Consider the following 11,778-nt stretch of genomic DNA (forward strand, 5'->3'; position numbering starts at 1 on the left):
CCTCGGGCTGGCGTCCGGCCTCGGGCTGGCGTCCGGCCTCGGGCTCGTGTCCGATCTCGGGCTGGCGTCCGGCCTCGGGCTGGCGTCCGGCCTCGGCCTCGGGCTCGGCCCGCCCGCCCCCGAGCAGCTCCGCAGCCGTGTACCGCCCGCTCGCCGGCCGCTCGTCCAGCAGCCGCAGAAAGGCCGGCGCCACCTCCTCCGGCAGCGCCCGGCCCGCGAGATCCTCGCCGGGCTCCGCCGCCGCGTACAGGTCGGTGCGCATGTCCCCGGGATCGACCCACCAGACCCGCAGCCCTGCCTCCTCCACTTCCACCGCCAGCACCGCCGACAACTGCTCCAGCGCCGCCTTCGACGCGCCGTAGCCGCCCCACGTCCCGTACGCCTCGACGGCCGCGTCCGAACTGACGTCGATCACCGCACCGCCCGGCGCGGCCCGCAGCAGCGGCAGCGCCTGCTGCACCAGCCCCAGCGGGGCCACCACGTTGGTCTCCAGCGCGGCCCGCAGCCCGTCCAGCGGATGCGACTCCAGGGAGACCAGCGGCTCGGCGCCCAGCGCGCTCGCGTTGTTCACCAGCAGGTCGAGGCCGCCGAGCCCGCGCGCGGCGGACACCAGAGCGGCCCGGTGCCGCGCGTCGGTGACGTCTCCGGGCAGCGCCACCACCCGCCCACCGGCCGGCGCCCCGTCCCCCTCGCCGGCCCCCTTCTTCTCCCCAGTCCCCTTCTTCTCCCGAGCGCCCCCCTCCTCCAGCGCCGCGACCGCGTCCCGCAGCGGCCCCGCCGACCTGGCGTCCAGCACCAGATCCCAGCCGCGCCCGGCCAGCGCCGTCGCCAGCGCGCGGCCCAGGCCCTTCGAAGCCCCCGTGATGATCGCCACCGGCATGGACTCCATCCCCCTTCTCGTTCTTCGCGGCCTGTTCGGCCCTCGTGGCCGCTTCAGCCTCTCGGTCCGTTCCACGCCACCGTAGGAACGGCCCCCCGCCGCCCGCCTCGGCTGCCGGACCCACCGCGCGAAGGCACTTCGGCCTAGGCCGCGAGGGGTAGGGACCAGGCCTCCCCAGGCCCGATACGCCCGCGCCGGGCCGCCGGTACGGTGACCCCCATGAGCAACGGAAACGGCCAGGGCCCGCCCACGGGCCTGGCCGCGGTGAGCACCGCCCTGCTGGCCATGAGCAGACACCTGGAGGTCCACGACGTCCTCAAGACGATCGTGGTGTCCGCACGCGAACTGCTCGACGCCGAATACGCGGCGCTCGGCGTCCCCGACGATCACGGCGGCTTCGCCCAGTTCGTCGTGGACGGCGTCAGCGACGAGGAGTGGAAGGCCATCGGCCCGCTGCCCCGCCAGCACGGCATCCTCGCCGCGATGCTCCACAGGGCCACCCCCGAGCGCCTCGCCGACGTCCGCGAGGACCCCCGCTTCGGCGGCTGGCCCGCCGCGCACCCCGACATGTCCGACTTCATCGGCATGCCGGTGGCCGACGGCGACGAGGTGCTCGGCGCGCTCTTCCTCGCCAACAAGAGGTGCCCCAAACCGGAAGGCGGCTGCGGCTTCACCGCGCAGGACGAGGAACTGCTGCGCATGCTCGCCCAGCACGCCGCCATCGCGCTGACCAACGCCCGCCTCTACGAGCGCAGCCGCGAGCTGACCATCGCGGGGGAGCGGGCCCGCCTCGCCCACGAACTCCACGACGCCGTCGCCCAGAAACTCTTCTCGCTGCGCCTGACCGCCCAGGCCGCCACCGCCCTCGTCGACCGCGACCCCGCCCGCGCCAAGGGCGAACTGCAGCAGGTCGCCGCGCTGGCCGCCGAGGCCGCCGACGAGCTGCGCGCCGCCGTCGTGGAGCTGCGCCCCGCGGCCCTCGACGAGGACGGGCTCATCGCGACCCTGCGCACCCAGATCCAGGTCCTCGACCGGGCCCACACCGCCGGCGTCACTTTCGACGCGCAGGGCGTACGGGCCCTGCCGGCCGCCCAGGAGGAAGCGCTGCTGCGGGTCGCGCAGGAGGCCCTGCACAACGCCCTGCGGCACTCCGGGGCCGATCGGGTCGACGTCACGCTCGTACGCCGCGGCCAGGGCGCGCTGCTGCGCGTCTGTGACGACGGCCGCGGCTTCGACCCCTCCGCGGTCCGGCGGGCCGGCCGCCACCTCGGCCTGGTGTCGATGCGGGACCGGGCGAGCGGCGTCGGCGGCAGGATGACCGTGACTTCGGGGCCCGGCAAGGGCACCGCGATCGAGATGGAGGTGCCCGGTGGCTGAACACGCCGACGGTCCCAGGACGGCCACGGGCGACGCGCGGGCGATCAGGGTGCTGCTCGTCGACGACCACCAGGTCGTCCGCCGCGGACTGCGCACCTTCCTGGAGGTCCAGGACGACATCGAGGTGGTCGGGGAGGCCGCCGACGGGGACGAGGGCGTCGCCCGAGCCGAGGAGCTGCGGCCCGACGTCGTGCTGATGGACGTGAAGATGCCCGGCACCGACGGCATCGAGGCGCTCCGCAAGCTCCGCGGCCTCGACAACCCGGCCCGGGTCCTGATCGTCACCAGCTTCACCGAGCAGCGCACCGTGGTCCCCGCCCTGCGCGCGGGCGCCGCGGGCTACGTCTACAAGGACGTCGACCCGGACGCGCTGGCCGGCGCCATCAGGTCCGTACACGCCGGGCATGTGCTGCTCCAGCCCGAGGTCGCCGGGGCGCTGCTGTCGCAGGACGTGACGGGCGGCGGGCACGGGCGCGGCACGACGCTGACCGAGCGGGAGCGCGAGGTGCTGGGCCTGATCGCCGACGGCCGGTCCAACCGCGAGATAGCCCGCGCCCTCGTCCTCTCCGAGAAGACCGTCAAGACCCATGTCTCCAACATCCTCATGAAGCTCGACCTCGCGGACCGCACCCAGGCCGCCCTGTGGGCGGTGCGGCACGGCATCGGGGCCTGAGGAGCCTGAGAACCGCTGACGGCCCTGGTCACACGGCCTACGCACCGGCTACGCACGGCCGGGGCCGGCCGGTGGCACACCCGGGCAACTTCATACGGTCGTGTGAATGTCGGGCCGGTGGCGCAACTCGAATGGCCCAGCTCAGTTCTCCATGGCGTGCCGCGGCGATTGGCCGCGGCCACGCGAGGAGGATCTGAGAAGTGAAGAACATGAAGAAGCTCGCCGCCATCACGATCGCCGCCGGTGGTCTGGCCGTCGCCGGCGCGGGCGTCGCCTCCGCCCACGGCGGTGCGCACGCCGGCGGCGTCGTCAAGAACTCGCCTGGCGTCGCCTCCGGCAACGCCGTCCAGGTGCCGGTGCACGTCCCCGTGAACGCCTGCGGCAACTCGGTCAACGTGATCGGGGTGCTCAACCCGGTCTTCGGCAACACCTGCCTGAACCGCTAGTGCCCTGACCGGCGAAGCCTGCCGGGACGAGCGCTAGTCGAGGCACCGCGGCCCAGCCGCACACCACCGGCCCCCCGGACAGCGTCCGGGGGGCCGGACCCGTTCTCAGGGCCGAACGTTGATCCGATCGTGGGCAACCCGCTCGCGACCCGTGTCATCCGCGCGGTGGGCGCGTTTGCCAGCGTGCGATCCCGCGGCCGGGGTCGTCGAACATCCAGCAGGAGGAAGTCTCTTCATGAACACTGCCAAGAAGGCGGCCCTGGTCATCGCCACCGCCGGCCTCGCCGCGGGCGCCGCCGCCGGTTCCGCGTTCGCCCACGACAACGGGGGCGGCGGCGCCATCGCCCACGGCGCCGCCGTCGGTTCCCCCGGTGTGCTCTCCGGCAACCTGCTCCAGGTGCCGGTGCACGTCCCGATCAACCTCTGCGGCAACTCGATCGACGTCATCGGGCTGCTCAACCCGGCCTTCGGCAACACCTGCGTCAACCGCTGACCCAAGGCGCCCAGGAAGGCCCCGCGGACCGCTCACCGGTCCGCGGGGCCTTCCCGCGTCTCAGGCCCGCCGCCGTCCGGCCCGGCGAGCCCCTTCAGTGCCGGTACCCCTCAGCGCCGGTCCCGCTCCCGCTCCTCGACGAACGCGTTGTACGCGGCGACCTGGGCCCGCCGGGCCGTACGCTCCACCGGCCGCAGCGCCTCGGCCCGCGCCGCTATCTCCGACGCGCTCACCGCCCCGCCGTGCTCCCGGCCGTCGCCGCCCGCCCCATGCGCGATGGCGATCAGCGCCCCCACCCGCTGCGCGAGCTCCAGCACCCGCGCCGCCCGCGCCGGATAGCCGGGCGCCAGCACCTCCCGGCCGCGCTCCGCCCGCGCCCGGTACGCCTCCAGGGCCGCCTGCGCCACCGGCCCGGACCCGGCCACGTCCAGTCGGGAGAGCACCGCGGTCGCCTCCCGCAGCGCCTCGGCCAGCTCCCGCTCCGCCTCCCCGAGCGAGGGCACGTCGGCGGGCGGCGCATCGCGGACGGGCAGGCAGTCCCACACGACCTCCACGTGCCGGTCCGCGGCCGGCACGTCCGCCGCCGGCCCCGCCTCGCGCACCCGCGGTACGAGCCCGAGCGCCGCTCCCGTGACCAGCACCGCCTCCTCGGCCTCCAGCGCCCGCGCGTTGAACTCAGAGGGTCCGCTGAGGCCCAGCGGATGGCCGGGCACCGGCAGCGCGACGCGCAGCCCCCTCGCTCCGAGCGAGCGCAGCCGCCCGAGCGCGAGGGTGAGCCCGACCGGCCCGGACTCGCCGGGCAGCGCGGCGACACGGTGCGCGGCATCGTCCCCGGTGATGTGATGCGCGGCGTCATCGGGCGAGACAAGTCCGGCAATGAGGGCGTTTCCCCACGCGGCGAGCCGTCCTGAGCGAGGTTCATCGAGCATGGGCCCCAGCCTAAGGACTGGCACCGACACCCGGTGGCGTAGGTTTTATACGGGGGCTGCGCCTACCGGCGCCCGCGACGATCGAGACTGCAATGGGAGACAACGCGCTCATGAGCGATGTGCTGGAGCTGGTGGACGTATCAGTGGTCCGCGAGGGCCGGGCTCTGGTGGACCAGGTCTCCTGGTCGGTCAAGGAGGGGGAGCGCTGGGTGATCCTCGGCCCCAACGGAGCCGGCAAGACCACCCTCCTCAATGTCGCCTCCAGCTACCTCTTCCCGACCCGCGGCACCACGACGATCCTCGGCGAGCAGCTCGGCAAGGTCGACGTCTTCGACCTGCGCCCGCGCATCGGCATGGCGGGCATCGCCCTCGCCGACAAGCTGCCGCGCAGCCAGACCGTCCTGCAGACCGTGCTCACCGCCGCCTACGGCATGACCGCCGGCTGGCAGGAGCACTACGAGGAGGTCGACGAGCAGCGCGCCCGCGCCTTCCTCGACGTGCTCGGCATGACCGAGTACACCGAGCGGAAGTTCGGCACCCTCTCCGAGGGCGAGCGCAAGCGCACCCTCATCGCCCGCGCGATGATGACCGACCCCGAGCTGCTCCTCCTCGACGAGCCCGCCGCCGGTCTCGACCTCGGCGGCCGCGAGGACCTCGTACGCCGCCTCGGTCGGCTCGCCCGCGACCCGCTCGCCCCCTCCATGATCATGGTGACGCACCACGTCGAGGAGATCGCCCCCGGCTTCACCCACGTCCTGATGATCCGTCAGGGCAAGGTGCTCGCCGCGGGCCCCGTCGAACTCGAACTCACCTCCCGCAACCTCTCCCACTGCTTCGGCCTCCCCCTGGTCGTCTCCCGCAACGGAGACCGCTGGACCGCTCAGGGACTGCCGATGTCCTGATCCGGCGTCATCCGTCACCCCCGCCGCCCGCAGCCGGTCTGTCCCGACCGGGCCCGCGCGCCTACGATGAACGCGTGGACTCATGGGTGTGGTGGCTCGTAGCCGCGGCGGGGCTGGGGATTCCCCTGGTCGTGACCGCGATGCCCGAATTCGGGATGCTCGCGGTCGGCGCCGTCGCCGCCGCGGTGACCTCGGCCCTCGGCGGCGGCACCGTGATGCAGTTCGTGGTGTTCGCCGTCGTCTCGGTCGCCCTGATCGCCGTCGTACGCCCGATCGCCGCCCGGCACCGCGCACAGCGGCCGGAGCTGGCGAGCGGGGTCGAGGCGCTCAAGGGCCGCCAGGCCGTCGTCCTCGAACGGGTCGACAGCGGCAACGGCCGCATCAAGCTCGCCGGCGAGATCTGGTCGGCGCGCTCCCTCGACGCCGACCAGAGCTACGAGGTGGGAGCCCAGGTGGACGTCGTCGAGATCGACGGTGCCACCGCTGTCGTGATGTGACCTCAACCCCTGCACCGCAGGGGCGAGTTCTGACAGAATCGATCTTCAGACAACCGGATCTGTAACCGAAGGCGCGGGGAGCACGTTGCAACCGATCATCATCGTCCTGATCATTCTGGTGGTGCTCGTCTTCATTGCTCTGATGAAGACGGTGCAGGTCATTCCACAGGCCAGCGCCGCCATCGTCGAACGGTTCGGCCGGTATACACGCACGCTCAACGCCGGGCTGAACATCGTCGTCCCGTTCATCGACTCGATCCGCAACCGCATCGACCTCCGCGAGCAGGTCGTGCCGTTCCCGCCGCAGCCGGTGATCACCCAGGACAACCTGGTCGTCAACATCGACACCGTCATCTACTACCAGGTGACCGACGCCCGGGCCGCGACCTACGAGGTCTCCAGCTTCATCCAGGCGATCGAGCAGCTCACCGTCACCACCCTCCGCAACATCATCGGCGGCATGGACCTGGAGCGGACCCTCACCTCCCGCGAGGAGATCAACGCGGCCCTCCGCGGCGTCCTCGACGAGGCCACGGGCAAGTGGGGCATCCGCGTCAACCGCGTCGAGCTCAAGGCCATCGAGCCGCCGACCTCCATCCAGGACTCGATGGAGAAGCAGATGCGCGCCGACCGCGACAAGCGCGCCGCGATCCTCCAGGCCGAAGGAACCCGGCAGTCCGCGATCCTCACCGCGGAGGGCGAGAAGCAGTCCGCGATCCTGCGCGCCGAAGGCGAGGCCAAGGCCGCGGCCCTGCGCGCCGAAGGCGAGGCCCAGGCGATCCGTACGGTCTTCGAGTCCATCCACGCCGGAGACCCGGACCAGAAGCTGCTCTCCTACCAGTACCTCCAGATGCTCCCGAAGATCGCCGAAGGCGACGCCAACAAGCTCTGGATCGTCCCCAGCGAGATCGGCGACGCCCTCAAGGGACTCAGCGGCGCCGTCGGCAACATGGGCCTCCTCGGCGGCAATTCGGGCGGCGACACGCCCTCCCGGGGCCTCACCAAGCCGCGCCGCGAACAGCCCCCGCTCGACTGACCGTACGACCCGCAAGCGGACACCGTCCGGCCGCCCTGCCCCGGCAGCGGCGGCCGGACGTCGTTTTTACGCGGGCACCGGCAGCCACTCCGGCAGCGCCGGCCGCTCCTGGACGCCCAGCGCGAGCACCAGCGCGTCCGACGGCGTCGGCTCGAACGGCCGGCTCAGCAGCCGCATCCCCGCCTGCTCCGGAGTACGGTCCGCCTTGCGGTGGTTGTCCTCCGCGCACGCGGCGACCGTATTGAGCCAGGTGTCACCGCCGCCGCGCGAACGCGGCAGCACGTGATCCACGGTCGTCGCCCGCCGCCCGCAGTACGCGCACCGGTACCGGTCACGCACCAGCACCCCCCGCCGCGACCACGGCGCCCGTCTTCGGAACGGCACCCGTACGTACCGGCTGAGCCTGATCACCAGCGGCACCGGCACCTCGACCTCCGCCGCCCGCACCCGCAGCCCCGGGTGCGCCTGCTCGACGACCGCCTTGTCCTGGAGCACGAGCACCACCGCGCGCCGCAGCGACACCGTCGCCAGCGGCTCGAAGCTCGCATTGAGCACCAGTGTCTCGCGCATCCCGCCCACCTCCCGGCCAACTCCCGCCGCAGTGGCGGGAACGCCACCACTGTGCCGGGGGACGGACCACGCGGACAACGCAATTTCCGCATACCGGAAGGCGTACGACAGGTGAACGGGCAGCGGAGCCCATGAGCGCGAAGAGCCGGAGGAAAGGAAAACGCTCCGGGACCCTTCCCCCGTGAAACAGGGACCCGGAGCGTTCGACAGCGGGCGCGGACATCCGGCACAGAGCCGGACTCCGGCAGACGGTCGACGGGCCTGAAGACACGTCCGACCACCCCCGCCACTGCGGTACCCGCTGCCCGACGGCAGTGGAGACATAAAGCCTTCTTCAGCCGCCGGCCACGTACCACTGTGCGATCCCGGACGGCGGGGCGCAACGCATTTTCCGAGCGCGCGGCGAGGTGCGCGGCGAGCGGATCGAAGCCACCCGCCGCCGCGCGTACGGACCTCAGCCGGCCGCCGGAACCTCGTACTCGCCGATCAGTTCGGCCCGGCCCACCGTGTGGAACCGCAGATTGAAGCCCACCACGGCCGGCGACGCGTCCGCGTCCGGACCGAGCTTCTCCTGGTCCACGGCGTACACCGTGAACACATAGCGGTGCGGCCCGTCCCCGGGCGGCGGCGCGGCGCCGCCGAAGTCCCGCGTCCCGAAGTCGTTGCGCACATGCACCGCACCCTCGGGAAGCCCCTTCATGCCACCCGACCCGGCGCCCGCCGGCAGCTCGGTCACCGACGCCGGAATGTCGAAGACCGACCAGTGCCAGAAGCCGCTGCCGGTCGGCGCGTCCGGGTCGAAACACGTGACGGCGAAGCTCTTCGTACCCGCCGGGGACCCCTCCCACCGCAGATGCGGCGAGGTGTTCCCCCGGTCGAAGACCTGGCCGTCCGGGAGCGCCGCACCCGGCGTCACGTCGTCGCTCACCACCGTGAACGACGCCACCGGCGGATGGAAAGCGTGGGGCAACGGCCGTCGCTGCTGCTCGGACACGTCAAGACCTCCTATACGCGCTGTACGTGCGAATCGCTGAAAACGCCAGCCTAGCGACGGCGCCCGAAGCGCTGCTGGCACCATACGGAGGTGCTCCAACGCCTCTTTCACCACCACGTCCGCGCACTGACCGCCGCACTGGCCGCGCTGCTCCTGCTTCTGCTGCCCGCCTGCTCGTCGGACAAGCAGACAAATTCCCCGTCATCCCGGTCGTCCTCGGCCCACCACCCGGCCGCCTCGTCCAAGCCGGGCTCCACCGCCGCCGGAACCCCCGACTGGGCCAAGGGGATGAAGACCGTCCGCACGGACCGGCTGCCCGGGGAGGCCCGCAAGACCCTCCAACTCATCGACAAGGGCGGCCCGTTCCCGTACGCGAAGGACGGCACCGTCTTCGGCAACTACGAGAAGCGCCTGCCCAAGCAGAAGCGCGGCTACTACCACGAGTACACCGTCCCCACCCCGGGCGCCCGCACCCGCGGCGCCCAGCGCATCATCACCGGCGACCACGAAGAGCGCTACTACACCGGCGACCACTACAAGACCTTCGAAGCGGTGACGCGCCCATGACCGGCCTGCTGCCCGCCGCCGGCATCCCCGGCCTGCTCAACGGCACCGTCGCACCCGGCGTCTACCGCTGGCACCCGCCGGTTTCCGTCCCCCGCACCGCGCGGCACGCCGCCGACGCCGGCTGGCGGCCCGCCGTACTGAACCTCCACGACGCCACGGACAAGAGCTCCTTCCTCGCCCGCTGCGCCGCCGATCTGGAGCTGCCCGACTGGTTCGGCCACAACTGGGACGCCCTCGCCGACTGCCTCACCGATCTCTCCTGGTGGGGCGAGACCCGCGGCTACCTCGTCCTCGTCGAGGGCTGGGACGCCTTCCGCGCCGCGGCGCCCGAGGACGCCGGCATCGCGGCGGACATCTTCGCCGAGTCGGTGAACCACTGGGCCGGCGGCGACTCGCCGATGACCGTGCTGCTGGCCGCAGACTCCTGAGGCCCGAAGACACCAAGGGGGCGCGCCGCCCGTACGCATACGAGCGACACGCCCCCTTGTCCGCCCGGCCGGGTCAGAACCAGTTGCGCCGCCCGCCGACCTCGGCCAGCCACCGGTTGAGGTACTCGGCCCAGTCGGTCTCCTGGAACGTCGCGTGCTCGACGGCGAACGCCCGGTAGGAGTCGCTGCCCTCCGTGAAGAGCCCCGGCTTCTTGTCCATCTCCAGCACGACGTCCATCCCCCGGTCGTCCGCGACGAACGTCAGCTCGACCTGGCTGATCCCCCGGTACTGCGACGGCGCGTGGAACTCGATCTCCTGGTAGAACGGCAGCGCCTGCCGCGTCCCCCGGATATGCCCCTGCTCCAGGTCCGCGCTCCGGAAACCGAACCCGAGGCCGCCGAACCCGTCGAGGATCGCCTGCTGCGCCGGCAGCGGATGCACGTTCACCGGATCGAGGTCGCTCGAATCCACCGCACGGGCGATCTGCAGCTCGGTGCTGACGCCGACGTCCATCCCCGTCAGATGCCGCCCCAGGAACATCGTGACGGGCGTCTCCCACGGGATCTCCAGCCCGAACGGCACCGAGTGCACGGCCTCCGCCCGCACCTCGAACGCGCCGCCCAGCCGCACCCGGGTGAACTCGACGTCCCGCTTGTACTCGCTGTCCCCGCTCTCCACCTCGACCCGCGCCTGAAGCCCGACGGACAGCCCCTCGATCCGCTGCGCGACCGATCCGCCCTGGATACGGACCTCGCCCTGCACGACCCCGCCGGGAACCACGTTCTCCTCGAACAGCACCGTCTCGACCGAGGCCCCGCCGGCGCCCAAGCTCGCCAGCAGCTTCTTGAAGCCCATGTGTCGTTCCTCCCCGGCGACCACGCCCGTGGCCCGCGCAGTGTCTTCTCGTCCCGTCGTCCCTGTCGGTCCGTACGAACGCGAAACGGCTTCCGCCGGTTCCGCGCGGCCCCACCCTGGCAAGCCCCGCCCCGCTCGGCCAGCCGCCCGTTCGCCCATTCCAGTAGCCTTGATCCGCATGATCGACGCTCCGGAGCGGGCCCCGCTCACCCGAGACTTCTTCGACCGCCCCGTGCTGGAAGTGGCGCCGGACCTCCTGGGCCGCACCCTCGTCCGCATGACCCCGGACGGTCCGATCGAGCTCCGCCTTACAGAGGTCGAGGCGTACGCGGGTCAGGCCGACCCGGGGTCGCACGCCTATCGCGGCCGCACCGCGCGCAACGCCTCGATGTTCGGCCCGCCCGGACACGCGTACGTCTACTTCATCTACGGCATGTGGTTCAGCCTCAACCTGGTGTGCGGCCCCGAAGACACCGCGAGCGGGGTCCTGCTCCGCGCCGGCGAGGTGACGACCGGAGCGGAGCTGGCCTACACACGCCGCCCCAAGGCACGCAACGACCGGGAGCTGACGAAGGGCCCCGCCCGCCTCGCCACCGCCCTCGACATCGACCGAACCCTCAACGGCACCGACATCTGCGCCGGTCCGCAGGGCCCGCTGTCGGTCCTGACGGGAACCCCGGCCCACCCGGCACTGATCCGCAACGGCCCCCGTACGGGCGTCAGCGGCGAGGGCGGCGTCCACCCCTGGCGCTACTGGATCGACGGAGACCCGACGGTCAGCCCCTACCGCGCGCACACCCCCCGTCGCCGCCGCACCCCCGCCGCTTGACTCCGAGCCTCTGGCCGCCTAACGTGGCCCGAGCCGCTTGAGACGGACAGCGCTGTGTGCGCGGACCGCAGGGCGGCACAACCACTACTACGAGAACATCCCCCAAACCGGGGCCTTATTCGGCTGTGCCGAAAATTGCCTCGATCGGCTCGATTATGAGTCGCCGGGAGAATTCGCTAAAGTAGTGACCACGCCGGAAGGCGCGGGAAACCCCCTCCAACGGGGACCGGAGAAAGAATTCCGACCGGAAACGGAACGGAAAACGGATCTGGTAGGGTTGGAAACGCGAAGAAGCCGAAAG

At 72.2% G+C, this 11,778-nt stretch carries 14 protein-coding genes and 1 pseudogene; 10 read left to right on the top strand and 5 right to left on the bottom strand.

The features are described from left to right. Positions 1-115: 115 nt before the first annotated feature. Positions 116-880 (bottom strand): annotated as a pseudogene (locus AB0I22_RS26375) (SDR family oxidoreductase); the annotation flags it as partial. Positions 881-1,099: 219 nt separating this feature from the next. Between AB0I22_RS26375 and AB0I22_RS26380 the strand changes: the two are divergent. The 4 genes from AB0I22_RS26380 to AB0I22_RS26395 all read left to right on the top strand — a co-directional run bounded on the left by AB0I22_RS26380 (position 1,100) and on the right by AB0I22_RS26395 (position 3,869). Then, on the top strand, positions 1,100-2,257 hold the full coding sequence (locus AB0I22_RS26380; protein WP_363133384.1) for a GAF domain-containing sensor histidine kinase: 1,158 nt from the start codon (positions 1,100-1,102) through the stop codon (positions 2,255-2,257). Then, positions 2,250-2,930 carry a response regulator transcription factor gene (locus AB0I22_RS26385; protein ID WP_363133385.1) on the top strand — a complete coding sequence of 227 codons (681 nt, stop codon included), beginning with the start codon at positions 2,250-2,252 and terminating at the stop codon, positions 2,928-2,930. Before AB0I22_RS26380 ends, AB0I22_RS26385 begins: the two co-directional genes overlap by 8 nt. A gap of 200 nt (positions 2,931-3,130) precedes the next feature. Beyond that, on the top strand, positions 3,131-3,376 hold the full coding sequence (locus AB0I22_RS26390) for a chaplin (protein WP_363133386.1): 246 nt from the start codon (positions 3,131-3,133) through the stop codon (positions 3,374-3,376). Between the two features lie 235 nt (positions 3,377-3,611). Then, positions 3,612-3,869 (top strand): chaplin, encoded by a 258-nt coding sequence (locus AB0I22_RS26395; RefSeq protein ID WP_363133387.1) that lies wholly within the window; start codon positions 3,612-3,614, stop codon positions 3,867-3,869. A 110-nt stretch (positions 3,870-3,979) separates the two neighbouring features. Here the strand turns inward: AB0I22_RS26395 and AB0I22_RS26400 are convergent, their stop codons facing one another. After that, positions 3,980-4,798 carry a hypothetical protein gene (locus AB0I22_RS26400; RefSeq protein WP_363133388.1) on the bottom strand — a complete coding sequence of 273 codons (819 nt, stop codon included), beginning with the start codon at positions 4,796-4,798 and terminating at the stop codon, positions 3,980-3,982. Positions 4,799-4,890: 92 nt separating this feature from the next. Between AB0I22_RS26400 and AB0I22_RS26405 the strand changes: the two genes are divergently transcribed. The 3 genes from AB0I22_RS26405 (at position 4,891) to AB0I22_RS26415 (ending at position 7,233) form a co-directional block, all read left to right on the top strand. Further along, complete coding sequence (locus AB0I22_RS26405) at positions 4,891-5,700, top strand: ABC transporter ATP-binding protein (RefSeq protein WP_363133389.1); 810 nt, start codon at positions 4,891-4,893, stop codon at positions 5,698-5,700. Between the two features lie 74 nt (positions 5,701-5,774). Further along, positions 5,775-6,197 (top strand): NfeD family protein, encoded by a 423-nt coding sequence (locus AB0I22_RS26410; RefSeq protein ID WP_363133390.1) that lies wholly within the window; start codon positions 5,775-5,777, stop codon positions 6,195-6,197. An 85-nt stretch (positions 6,198-6,282) separates the two neighbouring features. Continuing rightward, positions 6,283-7,233: an SPFH domain-containing protein gene (locus AB0I22_RS26415; RefSeq protein ID WP_363133391.1), complete on the top strand. Its 951-nt coding sequence runs from the start codon at positions 6,283-6,285 to the stop codon at positions 7,231-7,233. 66 nt (positions 7,234-7,299) lie between these two features. Here AB0I22_RS26415 and AB0I22_RS26420 read toward each other — a convergent pair whose 3' ends face one another. Continuing rightward, the gene (locus tag AB0I22_RS26420) at positions 7,300-7,803 is read right to left on the bottom strand and encodes an HNH endonuclease (protein ID WP_363133392.1); all 504 of its coding nucleotides are present in this window, start codon (positions 7,801-7,803) and stop codon (positions 7,300-7,302) included. 454 nt (positions 7,804-8,257) lie between these two features. After that, the gene (locus tag AB0I22_RS26425) at positions 8,258-8,797 is read right to left on the bottom strand and encodes a YbhB/YbcL family Raf kinase inhibitor-like protein (RefSeq protein WP_363133393.1); all 540 of its coding nucleotides are present in this window, start codon (positions 8,795-8,797) and stop codon (positions 8,258-8,260) included. A 90-nt stretch (positions 8,798-8,887) separates the two neighbouring features. Between AB0I22_RS26425 and AB0I22_RS26430 the strand changes: the two genes are divergently transcribed. Together AB0I22_RS26430 and AB0I22_RS26435 are read left to right on the top strand one after the other, a co-directional pair. Further along, positions 8,888-9,364 (top strand): ribonuclease domain-containing protein, encoded by a 477-nt coding sequence (locus tag AB0I22_RS26430; RefSeq protein ID WP_363133394.1) that lies wholly within the window; start codon positions 8,888-8,890, stop codon positions 9,362-9,364. Beyond that, the gene (locus AB0I22_RS26435) at positions 9,361-9,792 is read left to right on the top strand and encodes a barstar family protein (protein ID WP_363133395.1); all 432 of its coding nucleotides are present in this window, start codon (positions 9,361-9,363) and stop codon (positions 9,790-9,792) included. Before AB0I22_RS26430 ends, AB0I22_RS26435 begins: the two co-directional genes overlap by 4 nt. A 73-nt stretch (positions 9,793-9,865) precedes the next feature. On the opposite strand, the gene AB0I22_RS26440 is transcribed toward AB0I22_RS26435, so the two are convergent. After that, on the bottom strand, positions 9,866-10,648 hold the full coding sequence (locus tag AB0I22_RS26440; RefSeq protein ID WP_363133396.1) for a sporulation protein: 783 nt from the start codon (positions 10,646-10,648) through the stop codon (positions 9,866-9,868). 178 nt (positions 10,649-10,826) lie between these two features. Here AB0I22_RS26440 and AB0I22_RS26445 point away from each other — a divergent pair, with 178 nt between their 5' ends. After that, the gene (locus AB0I22_RS26445) at positions 10,827-11,477 is read left to right on the top strand and encodes a DNA-3-methyladenine glycosylase (RefSeq protein ID WP_363133397.1); all 651 of its coding nucleotides are present in this window, start codon (positions 10,827-10,829) and stop codon (positions 11,475-11,477) included. The last annotated feature ends 301 nt before the right edge of the window (positions 11,478-11,778 follow it).

Origin of the sequence: Streptomyces sp. NPDC050610 (genome assembly GCF_040654875.1) — a bacterium.
Classification (GTDB): domain Bacteria; phylum Actinomycetota; class Actinomycetes; order Streptomycetales; family Streptomycetaceae; genus Streptomyces.